The organism is Streptomyces sp. NPDC028907 (assembly GCF_055564995.1).
This window is the reverse complement of record NZ_JBVHVE010000009.1, coordinates 57,988-77,150: the sequence shown is the minus strand read 5'-3', so window position 1 is coordinate 77,150 and position 19,163 is coordinate 57,988. Positions and strand designations below refer to the sequence as shown.

Sequence of the window (19,163 nt, the reverse complement as noted above, 5' to 3'; positions counted from 1 at the left end):
ACCGACCGAAGGGCACGACCAACCGAAAGGGCCCACACATGCATGACCTACGGCAACCCGCGCACCGCCACAGCCGCGGCCCCAGCCGCCTGGCCTCCCTGTTCCTGGTCCTCGCCGTCATGCTGGGTCTGGCCGGCGGCACATCGACCGCCGCGCCCGACGACACGGCAGAGCCGACACGGTCCGCCATCAGAGTTCCGGCCCGCGCCATGGACGCCGTCGCGGCGATGCAGCCCAGCTGGAACCTGGGCAACACCCTGGACGCCATTCCCCACGAGGAGAACTGGGGCAACCCGAAGGTCACCCGGGACCTGTTCACCACCATCCGCGGGGAGGGTTTCCGCAGCGTCCGGATCCCGGTGACCTGGTCCGACCACCAGTCCGCCACCGCCCCCTACACCGTCGACGCCACTTACATGAGCCGCGTCAAGGAGGTCGTCGACTGGGCGCTCGACGAGGGCCTGTACGTCGTGCTCAACGTCCACCACGACTCCTGGCAGTGGATCAAGAAGATGCCCGCCGACCACGAAGGAGTGCTGGCCCGCTTCAACTCCACCTGGGCCCAGATCTCCAGAACGTTCCGCGACGAGCCGCGCACCCTGCTCTTCGAGAGCGTCAACGAGCCGCAGTTCGAGAACGCCACGGCCGAGCGGAAGGCCGAGCTCCTGCACGAGCTGAACACCTCGTTCCACAAGATCGTCCGCTCCTCGGGCGGCGGGAACACCGACCGCCTGCTCGTGCTGCCCACGGACGGGTGCACGCCCTCCCAGACATTCATGGACGACCTGCACACCACGATCAAGTCGCTGAACGACCGCCATCTGATCGCCACCGTGCACTACTACAGCTGGTATCCGTTCAGCGTCAACATCGCGGGCGGGACCCACTACGACGAGGTCGCCCGCAACGACCTCAACGACGCCTTCACCCGCATGCGCGACACCTTCGTCGCCAGGGACATCCCCGTCTACCTCGGTGAGTACGGCCTGCTCGGCTACCCCGACCACAACCATCCTGCCCGTGTCGAGCGGGGCGAGGCGCTGAAGTACTACGAGCACTTCGGACACGCGGCACGCCTCGCCGGAGTCACCACCGCGCTGTGGGACCCCGGAACCTGGGCCTACCTGAACCGGGAGACCCTGAAGTGGACGGACCCGGCCCTGATCGCCTGGATCAAGTCCAGCTGGACCACCCGTTCGGGAACGGCCTCCTTCGACAAGGTCTTCGTGCCCAAGTCGGAACCGATCACGGCCAAGGGGGTCACCCTGAATCTGAACGGGACCAAGTTCCGGGGGCTGTGGCACGGCAAGACGGAGCTCGTCGAGGGACGCGACTACACCCTGTGGGACAAGACGCGGCTCGTCCTCACGGCCGGCACACTGACCCGGCTGACGGGCGACCGCGAGTACGGAGTGAACGCCACGCTCCAGGCCCGGTTCTCCCGCGGACTGCCCTGGCAGATCGAGGTGGTCACCTCCGACGAACCGGTGCTGTCCGACGCCACGGGCACGACCGACGCGTTCACCATCCCCACCCAGTACAAGGGTGACGTGCTGGCAACCATGGAGGCCAGGTACGGCGACGGCAGCAACGCCGGCCAGACCGACTGGACTCCGTACCAGGAGTTCAACAAGTCCTTCAAACCGGACTACCCGAACAACACGATCATCCTGACCCCCGAGTTCCTGGACGCGCTGCGCGACGGCGAACCGGTGACACTGACCTTCCACTTCTACAGCGGCGAAAAGCTCATGTATCACGTCAAGAAGTCCGGAGACTCGGTCACCGGCACTCGCGTCACACCCGCGTCCTGACCGACTTTCGGATTCCAGGGCACCCGGCGCGGCGCCTTCGCCGCGCCGGGCGGGTGGGCCGAACAGCCGGCGGCTCTCCCGGATAGGAGCTCGGGGGGCGCCAAATTGCCGGTGCGGGCTGCCTGGAATCCGATGTCGACCTGTCCCTGAGGCGTGCACGCCGAGGTAGGCGAGCGGCTGGGTGTCGCCGCCGCATCCGCTGAGCTGTCCGCCGCCCAGGACCGCGACCGCGCGGAAGACCGTCGCCCGGGAGCACGCGAGCGCGTACGACATGGCGCCGCCGTAGCTGAAGCCCGTGCCGAAGCGCTGTGTCGTGTCGACGCACAGGTCCGCCTTGAAACTCCCAGCGCCACGGATGGTAGAGGCGCCCTCCCGGTGGGAGCACTCCCCATCCTCACCGCCAACCTTCGGACACACCCCTGCCGGAAAGCCGAGGTACCCGTCATGCGCCGCAAACTCCTCGCCCTGGTGGCAGCGCTCTCCTCGCTGCCGCTGACGTTCGCCGCCGCGCCGTCCGCCCACGCGGCCGACCCGACGACCATGACCAACGGGTTCTACGTGGACCCCGACTCCAGCGCGAAACGATGGGTCGCCGCCAACCCCGGTGACGGCCGGGCACAATCGATCAACGCCTCCATCACCAACACACCGACGGCCCGCTGGTTCGGCTCCTGGAGCGGCACCATCGGCACCGCCACCGGCGCGTACGTGGGCGCCGCGGACGCCCGCGACAAGCTGCCCATCCTTGTCGCCTACAACATCTACAACCGCGACTACTGCGGCGGGCACTCAGCGGGCGGAGCCTCCTCGCCGTCCGCCTACGCGAACTGGATCGCCCAGTTCGCGGGTGGGATCGCGGGCCGCCCGGCCGTCGTCATCCTCGAACCGGACTCCCTCGGGGACTACGGCTGCATGAACCAGGACCAGATCGACGAACGCGAAGGCGTGCTCACCAACGCGCTCGCCGAGTTCAACCGTCAGGCCCCCAACACCTGGGTCTATCTCGACGCCGGCAACCCGGCCTGGGCGAGCGCGGCGACCATGGCCCGGCGCCTGCACGAAGCGGGCCTGCGGCAGGCCCACGGTTTCTCGCTGAACGTCTCCAACTACCTGACCACGGCCGAGAACACCGCGTACGGCAACGCCGTCAACCGGGAACTCGGTGCCCGGTACGGCTACACCAAGCCGTTCGTCGTGGACACCAGCCGCAATGGCAACGGCTCCAACGGCCAGTGGTGCAATCCCTCGGGCCGCCGTATCGGCACCCCCAGCCAGCTGGGCGGAGGTGCCGAGATGCTCTTGTGGATCAAGGTCCCGGGCGAGTCCGACGGCAACTGCGGCGTGGGCACCGGCTCCACGGCCGGACAGTTCCTCCCGGAGGTCGCCTACAAGATGATCTACGGCTACTGATCCAGACGCTGATCAGCGCCTACCGCGCCACGAGGTGATCCGAAAAAGGTCCCGGCTCGCGGCAACCTGTGCGGAACCTGTGACGACAAGGAAGCGGATCCGGCCAGTTCCGGGGCCGGGATCCTGCTTTCCGTTGTTGAGCAGTACGCAAGGAGAACACCTCCCCATGAACAACCCCACGAACGGCGGGCGCCGCGGGCGTCACCGCCGCCGCTGGACCGCCACCGGTCTGCTGCTCGGCGTGCCCGCCGTTCTCGTGCCGTATCTCCTGTACGCGCAGGAGGACTCGCAGGCCGCGACGGTCGACGGCGACGCCTATTATCGGCTGGTTTCCGTGCGCAGCGGCAAGGTGCTGGACGTCGACGGCTTCTCCACCGCCGACGGCACCCGTATCCAGCAGTGGACCGACCAGAACACCGCCAACCAGCAGTGGCGGCTGAAGCCCGCCGGGGACGGCTACTACGAGCTCGTCAACCGCAACAGCGGCAAAGTGCTGGGCATCGCGGGCAACTCGACCGCCCAGGGGGCCGCCGCCGAGCAGCAGACCGACAGTTCCGCAACCTCGCAGGAGTGGCGGATCGACGAGGTGAGCGGTTCCGACGCCGTCACGCTCACCTCCCGCGGGAGCGGCCAGGTCCTGGACGTCTCCGGGGGCCTCACGGCCCAGGGCGCGGCGGTCATCCAGTACCCCGGCAGGGGCAGCACCAACCAGCAGTGGAGACTGGTGAAGACGGCCGAGACCCAGGCGTCCGGGACCGGCGGTACGCGGACCACGGCCGCGGCCGGACCGTATGTGTGGAAGAACGCCCAGGTGGTGGGCGGCGGTTACGTCACCGGGCTGGTGTTCAACCCGCGGGAGAAGGGCCTGCTGTACGCGCGCACCGACATGGGCGGCGCCTACCGCTGGGACACCGGGGCCGAGCAGTGGATCCCGCTGACCGACTGGCTGGGTGAGAAGGACTGGAACCTGCTGGGCATCGACTCGGTGGCCACCGACCCCGTCGACCCCAAGCGGCTCTACCTCGGGGCGGGCACCTACACCAACGAGTGGGCCGGCAACGGCGCGATCCTGCGCTCCACCGACCGGGGCCGCACCTTCAAGCGCACCGATCTGCCCTTCAAGCTGGGCGGCAACGAGGACGGCCGCGGGGCGGGCGAGCGGCTGGCGATCAACCCCGCGGACAACGGCACCCTGCTCCTGGGCACCCGCAAGAACGGCCTGTGGCGCAGCACCGACTACGGCGTGACATGGCGTCAGGTCTCCTCGTTCCCCGTCAAGGACGGCGCGAGCAGCGGCGCGGGCATCTCCTTCGTGACGTACGGCCCGGCCGGAAGCAAGACGATCTACGTCGGCGTCGCCGACAGGTCCACCTCCCTCTACCGCTCCACCGACGGCGGCAGCACCTGGCAGGCCGTCTCCGGGCAGCCCACCGGCCAGCTGCCACAGCACGGCGTCCTCTCCGGTGACGGGTCGCTGTACCTGACGTACACCAACAACCTCGGACCCAACGGCGTGACGGCGGGCTCGGTGTGGAAGTACGCGCCGGCCCGCGGGGCGTGGAAGAACATCTCCCCGTCCCAGGGCAACTACGGGTTCTCCGGTCTGGCCGTCGACCCACGCAAGCCCTCCACGGTGATGGTCACCACCCTCGGCCGCTGGTGGCCCGAGGACGAAATCTACCGGACCACCGACGGCGGCGCGACCTGGAAGGCACTGGCCGACAAGTCGAAGCGGAACGCCTCCGCCGCTCCTTACGTCGGCACCCACACCGGGCACTGGATGACCGCCCTGGCCATCGATCCCTTCAACTCCGGGCACGTGCTGTACGGCACCGGCAACGGCATCCTGCGCAGCAAGGACGCCAACGCCTCCGACAGCGGCGGCACCAGCCACTGGAGCATGGGCGCCCGAGGGCTGGAGGAGACCGCGCTGCTGGACGCGATCGCCCCGCCCGGCGGCGCCACCGTCATCACCTCCATGGGCGACCAGGGCGGCTTCCGGCACGACTCCCTGACCAAGGTGCCCTCCGGGCGGCTGAAGAACCCGATGATGTCCAACAGCACCGACATCGACTTCGCCCAGTCGAAGCCCTCGATGATGGTCCGCGCCGGCCGTGGCGGCGCGCAGGACGGCGCCTACTCCACCGACGGCGGCAGCAGCTGGAACGGCTTCAAGGCGGAGCCGGTGGCCAGTGCCCAGGACGGCCACATCGCGCTCTCGGCGGACGGCTCCACCATCGTCTGGACCCAGGCCGGTCAGGCCCCGTACCGCTCGACCGACAAAGGGGCGAGCTGGTCGAGGGTCGGCGGCCTGGGCACCGGCGCCGTGGTCGTCGCCGACCGCTCCTCGGCCAGGACCTTCTACTCCCTGTCCGGCGGCACGCTCTACGCCAGCACCGACGGCGGCGCGACCTTCACCGCCCGCGCCGGCAACCTGCCCGCCGGCCGGCTCACGGCCGTCCCCGGCATCGCCGGGGACCTGTGGATCGCCGGCGGTGACAAGGGACTGCTGCACTCCACCGACGGCGGCCGGACCTTCACCACGCTCAGGTCGGTGCAGTCCGCCTCCGCCCTCGGGTTCGGCAAGGCCAAACCGGGCACCGGCTACCAGGCGCTGTACCTGATCGGCACCGTCAAGGATGTCACCGGAGTCTTCCGCTCCACCGACAAGGGCGCCACCTGGCTCCGCGTCAACGACAAGGCCCACCAGTGGGGCGCCATCGGCGGCGTCGGCGTCATCACCGGCGACCCCGACACCTACGGCCGCGTCTACGTCGGCACCAACGGACGCGGCCTCCAGTACGGCGACCCGTCCTGACCCACACCCGAGCGGGGCCGCAGCCACAACGGCCCGCGGCCCCGCCATGGCTGAGGGACCTCGCCCGAGACGTAGGCCATGCGCCAGGCCAGGAACCCGCCCTGAGCGACGAGAACCGCGCCGGCCTGGGCGATCCTGCCCGCCCTGCCCGCCTTGCGCGGCACCCGGTCCTTCGCCACCGCGGTGGCGACCGCGGCCGTCGGTTCCTCGACGGCCACGGGGGGACGAGTCCCGTCGGGCCTGCTCCCGGCCGTGAGAGACATCAGTTGCCGCTGCCGTTCTTGTCGATGAGCTCCTTGTACCAGTCGCGCAGCTTGTCGCCGCCGGAGGACTTCCAGGTGGAGATGACCTGCTGCACGTCGGACAGCTTCCGGTTGCCGCGTACGAAGTCGATCTCCAGCTGCTCGAACTGGCTGACCAGGCCGGCGTAGCGGGACGGCTCGACGATGTTCATGCCGAACGTGGACGTCTTCTTCATGAAGGCACCCATCCGCTGCTGCCACTCCACCTGCTTGCGGGCGACGTCGGGGAAGTCCGGGTGGGCGAAGTAAGGAGCCGGGGCCGCCAGCATCGACCAGGCGTTGACCACCTGGGAGTTGCCCAGGTCGTTCTTGACCGGGACACCGTCCTTGACCGTGTAGTGGGTGCCCTCGACGCCGTAGTCGACGAGCATCCGCTCCTTGGTGCCATAGGGCGCGGCCGCGAAGTTCGCCGCGGCCAGCGCGTTCTCCACGGTCTCCTTCGAGGCGCCCTTGCGGATCAGCGACCAGATGGTGGCGGGCTGGGACGCGTACAGCGTCGGGCTGCCGCCGTCGGCACCGAAGTAGTCCATGGCCTCGATCCGGAAGTCCGGGTTGGACTGGGCCTGTTCGGAGGTCTTCCCGTGCCAGGCGGACATGTCGCTGTTGTAGACCAGGATCTGTCCGGCGGTGAACCGCTGGCTCGCGTCGCCGGAGCGCGCCTTGTCGTCGGGGTGGACCACGCCGGCGGCGAACAGCTTGCGGACCCACTCCAGCCCTTCGAGGAATTCGGGATGCTCGATGCGGTAGGTCACCTTGCCGTCGTCCTCGATGTTCCAGCCGAGCGTCCCCGCCGGGCGGACACCGAAGATGGCCTGTGAACTCCAGCTCATGTCACCGCAGGCGTACACCTTGGCCTTGGCGCTGGTGACGTCCTTGGCCCAGCTGAGGAACTCCTCGGGTGACTTGGGGACGGACCAGCCCTTCTCGTCGAAGACGTCCTTGCGGTAATAGGGCACGATGGTGGTCGCGGCGGCGGAGGGTATCGGGATGCCGCGCAGCGCGCCGCCGAAGATGGACATGCGCCAGGCGTCGGAGGGGATCGCGGCCAGGTTCGGGTACTTCTTGACCTTGTCGCCCGCCAGGTAGGGGCCGAGGTCCATGAACTTCGCGGTCAGCGCGTTCGCGATCTTGCCGACCAGCTCCCAGCTCGGCACCACCACCATGTCGGGCATGGAGCTGGAGGCCAGGACGGCGCCGAGCTTCTCGCCGTAGGTGTTGCCGTCCTGGTTCTGCCAGGTGACCTTGGTGCCGGCAGCGGCGTCGACCGCCGTGTAGTAGGGGTTCCCGGGCTTCGGCGGAGAGCCCCAGAACGGGGACATGATCCGGAAGGGAGCGCCGGTGCCGAGCTTGTCCGGGACCGAGGCGGCGAGGGCGGCGAGATCGACCTTGCCGGTGTAGCCGGCCGCCGAACCGTTCTTCGGTGGAAGGTCCGGCTGGGCCACCTTGCTGGCGACGTACGTCGGCAGCAGCTTGTCGGCGGCCTTGCCCGAGGTGGTCCCCTCGCGCGCCCCGCTGTCCGACCCGCCACAGGCGGTGATCAGCGGCATTCCACCGGCCACCGCTGCGGTGGCGACCGCAGTGGAGGCTAGGAAGCTTCTCCGGCTGGGTCCTGAGGAGGTGGAGGCAGCGTTCGGTGTCATGGCGTCAACCCTTCGTGGCGCACCTGGATACCCGGCGGCGGGCCGTCGGCTGCGGTGTCGTAACTGGAATTGGCTGAGCTGGAAGCAGACATCCCATTACTGCAACGCGATGTGCTGTCGAAGCGCTTCGATGTGCTGAGAGGTTAGGTGAGCGCCCATAGGGGCACAAGGGTCGCTTCCAAGATTCCTTGACGCACCGAAGGGGCCTGGCTACTCCCCCACACTGTTTGATGCAGCGCGGGCTGATCTCTTGGCACTCCCCTGACGCTCGGCGGACCGAAGCGCTTCGAAGTTTCTTATCGAAACATCGCCAAGAATCCCATGTATCAGTACGCAAACCGCACCCACTCGACGAGAAGAGCGGATTCCCGCACCGGCTCGCGCCCGCCGTCGAGCCCCGACCAGTCCCCGTGAGGCACGGAGCCGGGCCCACCCGGCGGACCGCCGCGGGTGGCGTCGAGCGGTGTGCGAAGTGCCCCCTCCCCCCTCGGACACGCCTGGCACCTTCGAACGCACGGCCGGAGCGCCGTGGAGCAAGGGCCGATCTAGGCTGGAAGCAGCCGCTGGAAACCAGCCCTGACGGGCACGGCCGTCCGGACGGAGGCAGGGCGCGTGGAGATGGCCGACAAGCAGGACGCCCCCACTGCCGTTGCCGTGGTGGACCCGGACGGCATGGTGAGCGGCTGGAGCGAGGGGGGACGGCTGCTGCTGGGCTGGACAGCGCAGGACACCGTCGGGCGCCCCGTGACCGACCTGCTGGTCGATCCCCCGCCCCCCGGCTTCCCCGCGGGCTACGGCGCCGGCCCCGACCCCACGGGGTTCATCCCCCTGCGCCACCGGGACGGTTCCACGGTGGACGCCGTGATCACGACTCACCCGCTGCTCGGCCCCGACGGGCGGGCGCTGGGCCACGTGGTGACCGTCCAGCGCTGGGGACGCCGCCCGGTGATCGCCGACCGGGCCTTCGAGCAGTCCCCCTTCGCTCTGGGCGTCTACGACCCTGAGCTGCGGTTCCTGTGGATCAACGCCTCCTCGGGCCGGGTGATCGCGCACTCCGAGGAGCAGGTGCTCGGTAAGAAGTACCGCGAGGTGTTGCCCGAATACGACCGCACGCTGTTTCCCGAAAGGGACGACAAGCCCTACACCGACGCGCTCGCCCAAGTGGCGAGGACGGGCGAGCCCACGCGTCTCATCACCGTCTTCCGCCCGCGCGGCAGCGACTACGCCAACGCCTGGGCCACCAGCATCTGGCCCGTCCGGGATGCCGAGGGCAGGGTGCGCGCGATCGCCAACTGGGGATTCGACATGAGCGCCGAGTACTGGGCTCGGCAGCGCCTGCTCATCCTCAACAAGGCCAGCGCGGGCATCGGCCGGACACTCGACGTGATCGGCACCGCCCAGGAACTGGCCATGACCCCGGTGCCGGGATTCGTCGACCTCGTCAGCGTGGATCTCTTCGACGAGGTGCTGCGCGGAGAGGAACCGCCCACCGTCTCCGCGTTCAACCCCGACGACACGATCACGCTCAGCCGTGCCGCCCAGCACAGCGCGAAGGAGGGCGCCGACCCGGCTGCCGGGCCCGCGACACCGGTCGGTCACCCTGCCGGCTCCGTAGCCGCCCGTTGCATGGCCACCGGCAGGTCCACGGTCGAGCTCGCCGCGGAGCCCGGACAGGGCGGCGAGTGGGCCTTCGGGCCCGGGCTCGCCGCCGACCCGGCCCACTGGCCACCGGGCAACCCGGTGGTCGACGAGTCCATCGCCGCGGACGGGCTGACGGGGCGGATCACCGTGCCGCTACGGGCACGCGCTGCGCTCCTCGGCGTCGTCGTGTTCTCCCGCCGCGACCGGCCCGAGGCATTCACCGCCGACGACCTGATCCTCGCCGAGGAGCTGACCGCCAAGGCAGCCGTCGCCATCGACAACGCCCGCCGGTACTCGCGCGAGCGCACCACCGCGCTGACCCTGCAACGCAGCCTGCTGCCGCAGGGGCTGCCGACCCAGGAGGCGGTCGAGGTGGCATCCCGCTACCTGCCCGGCGGGACCGGCACCGAAGTGGGCGGCGACTGGTTCGACGTCATTCCGCTCTCCGGCGCCCGGGTCGCCCTGGTCGTCGGCGACGTCGTCGGCCACGGCCTGCACGCGTCGGCCGGCATGGGCCGACTGCGTACGGCCGTACGCACCCTCGCCGACGTCGACCTGCCACCGGACGAGCTGCTGACCCACCTGGACGACCTGGTCCTGCACCTCGCCAGCGACCTCCAGCCCACCGGCCACTTCCAGCCGACCGGCGAGTCCGGCGCCACCTGCCTGTACACCGTCTACGATCCGGTCTCCCGACGCCTCACGCTGGCAAGTGCCGGCCATCCCCTGCCGTTGATCACCTCCCCGGACGGCACCAGGACCCCGGTACCCGTCCATCCGGGACCGCCGCTTGGCATCGGTGGTCTGCCATTCGAGGCCACCGAGCTCGAACTGCCGGAGGGCAGCCTCCTCGCCCTCTACACCGACGGACTGGTGGAAAGCCGCGAGCACGACGTCGACCAGCGGATCGCGGAACTGCAGCTGGTCCTGAACCACTCGGCCACCTCACTGGAGGCCCTGTGCGACACGGTGATGGACGCCATGCTCTCCGAACGCCGCACCGACGACGCCGCCCTGCTGCTCGCGCGCACTCACGCGCTGGACCCCCACCACGTCGCCGACTGGGACGTCGAGCCCGACCCCGCGCAGGTGCCGCGCGCCAGGAAGTTCGCAGTCGACCAGGTGGACGGCTGGGGCCTGGAGGAGGCGGCGTTCGTCACCGAACTGGTCGTCAGCGAGCTGGTGACCAACGCCATCAGATACGGCGAGCCGCCGATCAAGCTGCGGCTGATTCGCGATACCTCCCTGATCTGCGAGGTCTCCGACGCCAGCAGCACCGCTCCGCACCTGCGCCGGGCCCGCGCCTTCGACGAGGGCGGCCGAGGCCTGTTGCTCGTCGCCCAGCTCACCCAAGGGTGGGGCACCCGGCACACCACCAACGGCAAGACCATCTGGTGCGCGCAGCCCCTCCCCCAGACCGAACGGCACTGAGATCCGAGCCCACGGACCGTCGCCGGCCGTGCGGCAGGGGCAGGGCACGGTCACAGCCCTACCAGTCAGGTGCAGGTCTCCGTGTTCCGCGCTCAGGCCCGGTATGTACGGGTGACGGTCACCGGACTTCCCTCCGGCGCCTGCGTCTCGATCCGCGGCCTGGAGGTCTACGACCGTCCCTTCAGCGCGGACGCCGGCACCGTGTGCCTGGTGAACCGCAACAGCGGCAAGGTGCTGGACGTCAGTGACGCCTCGACCGCCGACGGGGGCGCCGTCATCCAGTGGCCGTGGAGCGGTGGCACCAACCAGCAGTGGAAGCTGCTGCCGAACACCGACGGCTCCTACCGGCCGTCCAACGCCCGCAGCGGCAAGGTTCTGCAGAGTCCGGGGGGTTCCGCCCGGGGCGACGGACTGACCCAGTGGGCCGACGACGGTGGCGACAAGCAGTCATGGAAACTGGTGCCCTCCCGGACCAGCGGCTACTAGCGGCTCGCCAACGTCCGCAACGGCTGGTGCGCCGACGTCAAGGGCGCCTCCACCGCGGACGGCGCCGCCGTCAGACAGTGGCCCTCCACAGGCGGGTCCAACCAGGACTGGCGGATCCTAGCGGTGTGAGCCGCCGGGACGCTCGGTGAGGGAGAGGTTGTTCGGCCCGGATCGTCCGGCGTTCCGGGCCGTGCGGTCACGGTCTGCCGTTCCTCCGCAGCACCGCGCGCCGCGTGGACCGGCGAGGGAGCAGCACCGGTTGCACGAGCCGACGCCGGTCCACGCCGCCGCGGGCGTTGATGACGGCGATCAGCAGGTCGACCGCTTCGGCGCCCACCCTGTCCGGGCGGAGGCTGACGGTGGTGACGGGCGGGGTCGTCGTCGCGTAGTCCGGATCCTCGCTGATGCACGCCACCAGCAGGTCCTCCGGCACCCGAAGGCCCTGGCGGTGAGCGGCGGCGAGGATGTTGTGGCCGGAGTCGGAGTAGACGCCGATGACGGCGTCCGGTCGCGGTTCGTGGTGGAGCAGCCGGCTGACCGCGTCCTGTTCGGCCGTGAAGTAGTCGGGCAGCGAGGCGTACTCCTCGACGAGGGCGGGCATGCGGTGTTCGTCGCACCAGGACCGATAGGCGTGCGCGATCAGGCGCGGGTACGCGTCGTCGTGGAGGGGCAGGGAGAGCCCGATCTGCCGGGCGCCGGACTGGGCGAGGTGGTCGAGCAGCAGGCGTAGGCCGGCTTCGTGGTCCGCGTCCACCCATGCGTCGCACCGATGCGGCTCGGGCGGCCTGCCTTCGCTGATCATCGGTATCCCACGCTCCCGCAGGATGGCACGCACCGGGTCGTCGGCGCGCGGTCCGCCGTGGATGACGCCGTCCATCGGCGTGTTGAGCCACATCCACGGTGACATGGAACTCGGCATGGCCAGGAGAAGACAGCCACGCTCGTGCGCCGCCGCCATGGCGCCCAGCGTCAGCTCCGCGTAGTACGGAATCGCGGTGTACGGGACGGGTAGATCACCGTACGTCGTCATGGTCAGGCCGAGTACTCCGGTGCCCCCGCGGGCCAGCGCACGGGCCGTACTGGCCGGGGCATAACCGAGTTCGCGTGCGGCGGCCAGGACGCGCTGCCTGGTCGCCTCGGACAGCCGTCCGGTGCCGTTGAGCGCATTCGACACCGTGGCCGTGGACACTGCTGCCCGTTCGGCCACGGCGCCGAGTGTGGGACGCCGCCAGACCCGTGAACTCGCCATGGGCACCCCAACTGCCAGGTGGTCGCTTGTGGTTGAGGAGTCGATCACCCAGCGTACCGGTCGACGTCGGCGCGGACCGGCCATCGGGTGAAGGGTGATCAATATCAGATGTCATCGACGACACCCTTGTAGGGCCCACCAAGACGCCCGGGCAAGGGGGCAACGTTCGTCAGCCGGCTCAGGCGAGTATGCCGAGCGGAGCCAGGCGGAACAGGCCCACCCCGTGAGCCAACAGTTCGAGGCGCAGGTCATGGCCCGCTCACCGTCGGCCGACGGGCTGTGGCGGCGGGTTCGTCCAGGGACACCGCATGGCTCGCGGGCCGGTACCCGCAGCAAGCCCAGAACGCCGTCCGCCTGAGGTTTCCACCGGAGCCGAATCAGCCGGGTGGCCCGGCTCGGCATCTCCCGCGTGCGGCTGACCGAGCCGGACGCCGTCAAGCCGCGGCAGCCTCGATGAACTCGCGCACGGCGGTGCTCGGGTGACCCGAGCGGACCAGTGCCTCACCGACCAGGACCACGTCGGCTCCCCAACCGTGGTACTCCGCCACGTCCTTCGGGCCCGTCACTCCCGATTCCGCGACCCTGACCGTGCCTTCCGGGATGGCCGTCACGAGGTCGGCGAACACACCTCGGTCCACGTCCAGCGTTGTCAGGTCCCGCGCGTTGATGCCGAGGAGCTCGGCTCCCGCGGCAGCGGCGCGCCGCACCTCGTCGGCCGTGTGCGCCTCCACGAGCGGCGTGAGACCCAACTCCTTGCACAGTCCCATCAGGTCGGCGAGCTGGCCGTCGTCCAGCGACACGACCATGAGAAGCGCAAGATCGGCGCCGTGGGCGCGGGCTTCCCACAGCTGATAGGGGTCGACGATGAAGTCCTTGCGCAGGACGGGCACGTCGACCCGGGCGCGTACGGCGTCCAGATCGGCGAGAGAGCCGCCGAAACGCCTTCCCTCGGTCAGCACACTGATCGCGGCGGCACCGCCGGCCGCGTACTGGACCGCGAGGGACGCGGGGTCGGGGATTTCTGCCAGCGCACCCTTGCTGGGACTCCTTCGCTTCACCTCGGCGATGACGGACACCCCGGGCGCCCGGAACGCGGGCAGCGGGTCGATCGCGGGTGCCGCGTCCGCTGCCCGGGAGCGCAGTTCCGCGGGCGGCGTCGCACGCTTACGCTCTTCCAAGTCTTCGCGGACTCCGGCGAGGATCCCGTCAAGAACGCTCATCGTCGTCTCCCTGTCGATTGTCTGCCATGACGTGTCGTGTCCGGGACGGCCTAGGCTGCCGGCTGGCGGTCATCCGTGCGGACGCGGGCGCGACCAGCAGCATGGCGGCGAAGCCCTGGGCTCGCCCGGCCACGCCCTCCCCGCTCCCCTCGCTCTCGAGCCGGATACCGCCGCAGGCGGGGATCAGGCCAGGCCGAACCGCTCGGCGTGCACTTGCCGGCGAGGGACCTTCAGCCTGCGCAGAGCGTCGAGCACGGCCGAGGTCATCGCGGGTGGGCCGCAGACATACACGTCGCGTTCGGCCATGTCGGGAACGAGGGCACGCAGGCTGTCCGGCTCGAACGGCGGGTTCCCCTCCCCCGTGCGGCCGGTGAGCAGGTGCAGCCGCCCGCCGCGGGCCGCGACCAGGGCTCGCACCTCGTCGACCAGCACGGCGTCGTTCTCGCTGCGTACCCGGTACAGCACGACGACATCGCCGGCCGGTTCCTCCTCCAGCAGGGCTCGAACCGGGGTGATCCCCACGCCTCCGGCGATCAGCAGGGCGCCGGGCCTCGTGCGATGCAACGAGGTGAACGCCCCATAGGGCCCCTCGACGAACGCGCGGCTCCCGACCGGGACCTGCCGCAGGCCGGCGCTGGTGCTGCCGACCGCCTTGGCGGTCAGGCGCAAGGTGCGGCCGTCGGGTGCCGCCGACAGCGAGAACGGATTCGCCTGCCACCAGTGGTTGCGTCCGGGGAACCGCCAGATGCAGAACTGGCCCGCCCGGGCCGGCAGCTTGTCGAGGTGGCGGCCGGTGACGCGCACCGACACCACGTCGTCAGATTCCGCCACCACCTCCGCGACCCGGAATCCGTGATAGGCGTTGCGCCACAGAGGCATGACGATCCGGCCCGCGACCAGGGCACCGAAGGCGAACAGCCACAGGGCCCACCAGTAGATCATCCCGGCCGCGGAAGAGCTGAAGGTCGTGGTCTCCTGCAACTGGTGGACGAACGCCAGCCCCAACGCCAGGTACAGCAGCAGGTGCAGGCCGTGCCAGGTCTCGTATCGCAGCCGCTGCCTCACATACCGGGCGGAGACCGCGGCGACAACGACGACGATCGCCGCGGCCAGCATCCCGAGCAGGGAGGCCGGCACTCCGGCCAGCGCGAAGAACGTCTTCGTCATCGACGCGTCATCGAGCCTCGCATAGCCCAGCACCACCAGCAGGGCGTGGGTGAGGATGGTCCACAGCAGGGTGAAACCGACCCACCGGTGCCACACCGTCAGCCGGTCCATGCCGATACGACGGTCGAGCCACGGCAGCCGGGCCACCAGCAGCAACTGGAACAGCATCAGCACGGCGGCGTGCAGGCCGAAGAACTTGGCGACCGCGAGCACCCCGTTCTTGCTGGTCCCGGCGGTGAGGAACAGAACCTCGACGATCACCAAGTTGGCGATGACAAACGTCCACAGCGCCCACCGCGCCGCGACGACTGGAGGTATGGTGCTTTGCCGCACCTGTGAAATCGTCGCCTCCACCGCTTCCCCTCTTGTCCATGTGACGCACTCGCGCTCGGCATCCGCGAGGTCGCGAGGAGTCTGCCAGCGTCCTCACCTGAGAGAGCCCCGGTCGCGGCAAGAATTCGGAACTCGACCCAACTTGACGCATAGGGCGTCGACCGGGGCCATCCGGCATCTGATCACTCCTCAACCGGCGGCGGTCCCGGCTGCCATCGCTGGGTAGGTTGAGTGATTAAGGCCTTAACCACAAGCCATCACAGGGCTGTTGGGGTCCACATGACCAGCTCGCGTGTCTGACGGCATCCCACGCTCGGCTCCGCGGCAGACATCGGATCCGCGGGCCGGTACCCGTCAGGGACTGCAGCCAACCGACCGCAGGTGCAGCGGACTTGACGCGAACGTTCTCGATCAGGCGGCAGAGCGCGTCGGCGAGCGCGTCCTCGCCCGGCCCATGGTCCGGGACCAGGAGCCCGTCCTCGCCATGCGTGATGATCTCGCGGGGCGCGTGGTCGCAGTCGGTGCTGACCACCGGGAGCCCGCAGCTCATGGCCTCCACGACGGACATGCCGGTCGGTTCGCTGCTACTGGACAGCGGGGCCGCGGTGGCGCCCAAACTGTTCTACTTCGCACCCAAGAACATCTGGGTGCTGGTCTCCAATGGGTGGGGTACCGCCTGGCCCTTCGCCTACCGCACGTCCAGCGACCCCACCAACCCCCACGGCTGGTCCGCACCGCAGGCGCTGTTCACCGGCAGGCTCCCCGAGTCCGTCCCGATCGACCCGACCGTGATCGCCGACGACCAGAACATGCACCTGTTCTTCGCCGATGACAACGGCAAGATCTACAAGTCGACCATGCCGATCGGGAACTTCCCGGGCAGTTTCGGCTCGTCGTACCGACCCGCGGCGGCTCGGCCTTCACTCGCTCCGCACGCGGCTACAGGACGGCCAACGACGCTCTCGTACATCCAATGTCTGGCTCGACGTCAGGGCGCCGGTCGGACATACATCCGGCAGCAGCCGAGCATTTCGTGTCGCAAGACTAGACAGAGGCAACGTTCATATCCGTTAATCCATCCCATGTATGAGTGGAGAGGACCGATGGGCCGAGACTCGAAGGGACCGAGATTCCTGTCGCCCCGGGCCTCCTTGCGCAGCCAGGCTGCGATGTCGTCGCCCTGCGGGACGTATGGCGCCACTTCGGCAGCAGACAAGCCCGGGACGTGCTGCAGCCGACCGCGGGAGATATGAACCCACACACCATCGACCACGCGGTCGCTCTCTCTCCTCAACGAAAGGTGCAAGATGTCCTCTTCCGTCAGCAGACGGCGCCTCCTGCAAGTAGTCGGGGCCGCCGCCGCTTCTGCCACCGGATCCTTCATCGGCGCATCTCCCGCCCGCGCCGCCATCCCTCCCGCAAGGGCCGATATCGGGGTCTCTGCGCACCCGTTCGCTCTCGGCCAGGTCCGGCTCACCGCGAGCCGGTGGCTGGACAACCAGAACCGTACGCGGAACTACCTGCGGTTCGTCGATGTCGACCGGCTGGTGTACAACTTCCGCGCGAACCATCGGCTGTCGACCAACGGCGCGGCCGCCACGGGCGGCTGGGACGCGCCGACGTTCCCCTTCCGCACCCACGTCCAAGGGCACTTCCTCACGGCATGGGCACAGCTGTACGCCCTCACCGGGGACACCACCTGCCGTGACAAGGCCACCTACATGGTCGCGGAGCTGGCCAAATGCCAGGCCAACAACAGAGCCGCCGGCTTCAACCCCGGGTACCTCTCCGGCTACCCCGAGTCCGACTTCACCGCCCTCGAGCAGCGGACCCTGAACAACGGCAACGTGCCGTACTACACCATCCACAAGACCCTCGCCGGCCTGCTGGACGTATGGCGCCACATCGGCAGCACACAGGCCCGGGACATGCTGCTCGCCCTGGCGGGATGGGTCGACTGGCGAACCGGCAGGCTGACCGGTCAGCAGATGCAGGCCATGCTGCAAACCGAGTTCGGCGGCATGAACACCGTGCTGACCGACCTCTACCAGCAGACAGGCGACGCGCGGTGGCTCACCGTCGCCCAGCGGTTCGACCACGCCGCGGTGTTCGACCCCCTGGCGTCCGGCCAGGACCAGCTCAACGGACTGCACGCCAACACCCAGGTACCCAAGTGGATCGGGGCCGCCCGCGCGTACAAGGCCACCGGCACCACCCGCTACCGGGACATCGCCACCAACGCCTGGAACATCACCGTCAACTCGCACACCTATGCCATGGGCGGCAACAGCCAGGCGGAGCATTTCCGCGCCCCGAACGCCATCGCCGCCTACCTGAACAAGGACACGTGCGAAAGCTGCAACACCTTCAACATGCTGACCCTCACCCGGGAACTGTTCGCCCTGGACCCGAACCGAGTCGCGCTGTTCGACTACTACGAGCGGGCGTGGCTGAACCAGATGATCGGCCAGCAGAACCCCGCCGACGACCACGGCCACGTCACCTACTTCACCTCGCTCAACCCGGGAGGCCGGCGAGGTGTGGGCCCGGCGTGGGGCGGTGGCACCTGGAGCACCGACTACGGCACCTTCTGGTGCTGCCAGGGCACGGGCCTGGAGATGCACACCAGGCTGATGGACTCCATCTACTTCCGCAGTGACGACACGCTGATCGTGAACATGTTCGTGCCCTCGGTGCTCAACTGGTCGGAGCGCGGAATCACGGTCACCCAGACCACGACATACCCCGCCGGCGACACCACGACCCTGCAGGTCACCGGCAACGTCAGCGGAACCTGGGCGATGCGCATCCGCATCCCGAGCTGGACCACCGGGGCCACCATCAGCGTCAACGGCACGGCGCTGAACATCACCACCACGCCCGGCAGCTACGCCACCCTGACCCGGTCCTGGACCTCCGGCGACACAGTCACCGTCCGCCTGCCCATGCGGATCGTCATGCGACCGGCCAACGACAACCCGAACGTCTCCGCGATCACCTACGGCCCGGTGGTCCTGTCCGGCAACTACGGCGACACCTCGCTCAGCTCCCTCCCGTCGCTGAACACGTCCTCGATCAAACGGACCAGCAGCACGTCACTCGCCTTCACCGCCACCGCCAACGGCTCCACCGTCAACCTCGGCCCGTTCCACGACGCGCACGGCCACAACTACACCGTCTACTGGAACACCTCCGGCAATACCGTCCGTCTCGCCAACGCGGGAAGCGGTCTCCTGCTGGGGATCCAGAACATGTCCACGGCCGACGGTGGCCGCGCTCTGCAGTGGACGGACAACGGCACCGCCGACCACAACTGGCAAATGATCACCGACGGAAACGCGGTCCGCTTCCGTAACGCCCACAGCGGCAAGGTGCTCGGCGTCCTGAACATGGCCACGACAGACGGCGCGACCGTTCTGCAGTGGACGGACAACGGCACCGCCGACCACCGATGGACGCTGCTCGACCAGGGAGACGGCACCTACAAGATCCGCAACGTGAACAGCGGCAAGTTGCTCGCCATCGCGAACAGCTCCACCGCCGTCGGCGCGTTCGCCGTCCAGGAGTCGGACAACGGCAACGCCGGCAGCCGATGGCGCATCGTGAGGAACTGAGGCCCCCCGGAAGCAGATTGTGGTCGCTCTCCACTCTC

The 19,163-nt window shown here is 69.2% G+C and carries 12 protein-coding genes and 3 pseudogenes; 8 read left to right on the top strand and 7 right to left on the bottom strand.

The window, feature by feature from the left end; translation table 11 throughout:
* Window positions 1–38 precede the first annotated feature (38 nt).
* Window positions 39–1,814 (top strand): cellulase family glycosylhydrolase, encoded by a 1,776-nt coding sequence (locus ACZ4UU_RS26900; RefSeq protein WP_471905921.1) that lies wholly within the window; start codon window positions 39–41, stop codon window positions 1,812–1,814.
* 153 nt (window positions 1,815–1,967) lie between these two features.
* On the opposite strand, the pseudogene ACZ4UU_RS26895 reads toward ACZ4UU_RS26900, so the two are convergent.
* Window positions 1,968–2,150, bottom strand: a pseudogene (locus ACZ4UU_RS26895) (cellulose binding domain-containing protein); the annotation flags it as partial.
* Between the two features lie 108 nt (window positions 2,151–2,258).
* On the opposite strand from ACZ4UU_RS26895, the gene ACZ4UU_RS26890 reads away from it, so the two are divergent.
* Together ACZ4UU_RS26890 and ACZ4UU_RS26885 are read left to right on the top strand one after the other, a co-directional pair.
* A complete protein-coding gene (locus ACZ4UU_RS26890) occupies window positions 2,259–3,224 on the top strand; it encodes a glycoside hydrolase family 6 protein (RefSeq protein ID WP_471905920.1) in 966 nt (321 codons plus the stop codon).
* A gap of 166 nt (window positions 3,225–3,390) precedes the next feature.
* The gene (locus tag ACZ4UU_RS26885; RefSeq protein ID WP_471905919.1) at window positions 3,391–6,042 is read left to right on the top strand and encodes an RICIN domain-containing protein; all 2,652 of its coding nucleotides are present in this window, start codon (window positions 3,391–3,393) and stop codon (window positions 6,040–6,042) included.
* On the opposite strand, the gene ACZ4UU_RS26880 is transcribed toward ACZ4UU_RS26885, so the two are convergent.
* The gene (locus ACZ4UU_RS26880) at window positions 5,994–6,260 is read right to left on the bottom strand and encodes a hypothetical protein (protein ID WP_471905918.1); all 267 of its coding nucleotides are present in this window, start codon (window positions 6,258–6,260) and stop codon (window positions 5,994–5,996) included. The genes ACZ4UU_RS26885 and ACZ4UU_RS26880 overlap by 49 nt on opposite strands.
* Window positions 6,261–6,304: 44 nt before the next feature.
* Window positions 6,305–7,984 carry an extracellular solute-binding protein gene (locus tag ACZ4UU_RS26875; protein WP_471905917.1) on the bottom strand — a complete coding sequence of 560 codons (1,680 nt, stop codon included), beginning with the start codon at window positions 7,982–7,984 and terminating at the stop codon, window positions 6,305–6,307.
* Window positions 7,985–8,602: 618 nt separating this feature from the next.
* Between ACZ4UU_RS26875 and ACZ4UU_RS26870 the strand changes: the two genes are divergently transcribed.
* The 3 genes and pseudogenes from ACZ4UU_RS26870 to ACZ4UU_RS26860 all read left to right on the top strand — a co-directional run.
* On the top strand, window positions 8,603–11,056 hold the full coding sequence (locus tag ACZ4UU_RS26870; protein WP_471906177.1) for a SpoIIE family protein phosphatase: 2,454 nt from the start codon (window positions 8,603–8,605) through the stop codon (window positions 11,054–11,056).
* Window positions 11,057–11,137: 81 nt separating this feature from the next.
* A complete protein-coding gene (locus tag ACZ4UU_RS26865) occupies window positions 11,138–11,542 on the top strand; it encodes an RICIN domain-containing protein (RefSeq protein ID WP_471905916.1) in 405 nt (134 codons plus the stop codon).
* A 12-nt stretch (window positions 11,543–11,554) separates the two neighbouring features.
* Window positions 11,555–11,671, top strand: a pseudogene (locus ACZ4UU_RS26860) (RICIN domain-containing protein); the annotation flags it as partial.
* Window positions 11,672–11,738: 67 nt separating this feature from the next.
* Here the strand turns inward: ACZ4UU_RS26860 and ACZ4UU_RS26855 are convergent.
* The 4 genes from ACZ4UU_RS26855 to ACZ4UU_RS26840 form a co-directional block, all read right to left on the bottom strand.
* Window positions 11,739–12,749, bottom strand: a complete 1,011-nt coding sequence (locus ACZ4UU_RS26855; protein WP_471905915.1) for a LacI family DNA-binding transcriptional regulator — start codon at window positions 12,747–12,749, stop codon at window positions 11,739–11,741.
* Window positions 12,750–13,225: 476 nt separating this feature from the next.
* Entirely contained in the window at window positions 13,226–14,011 is a 786-nt protein-coding gene (trpC, locus tag ACZ4UU_RS26850) for an indole-3-glycerol phosphate synthase TrpC (protein WP_471905914.1), read from the bottom strand.
* 183 nt (window positions 14,012–14,194) lie between these two features.
* Window positions 14,195–15,511, bottom strand: coding sequence for a ferredoxin reductase family protein (locus tag ACZ4UU_RS26845; RefSeq protein WP_471905913.1), 1,317 nt, complete (start codon window positions 15,509–15,511; stop codon window positions 14,195–14,197).
* A gap of 235 nt (window positions 15,512–15,746) precedes the next feature.
* A complete protein-coding gene (locus ACZ4UU_RS26840) occupies window positions 15,747–16,061 on the bottom strand; it encodes a glycosyltransferase (protein WP_471906176.1) in 315 nt (104 codons plus the stop codon).
* Between the two features lie 43 nt (window positions 16,062–16,104).
* Between ACZ4UU_RS26840 and ACZ4UU_RS26835 the strand changes: the two are divergent.
* A pseudogene (locus ACZ4UU_RS26835) lies at window positions 16,105–16,410 on the top strand (non-reducing end alpha-L-arabinofuranosidase family hydrolase); the annotation flags it as partial.
* A gap of 408 nt (window positions 16,411–16,818) precedes the next feature.
* Window positions 16,819–19,125 carry a beta-L-arabinofuranosidase domain-containing protein gene (locus tag ACZ4UU_RS26830; RefSeq protein ID WP_471905912.1) on the top strand — a complete coding sequence of 769 codons (2,307 nt, stop codon included), beginning with the start codon at window positions 16,819–16,821 and terminating at the stop codon, window positions 19,123–19,125.
* Window positions 19,126–19,163: the final 38 nt, after the last annotated feature.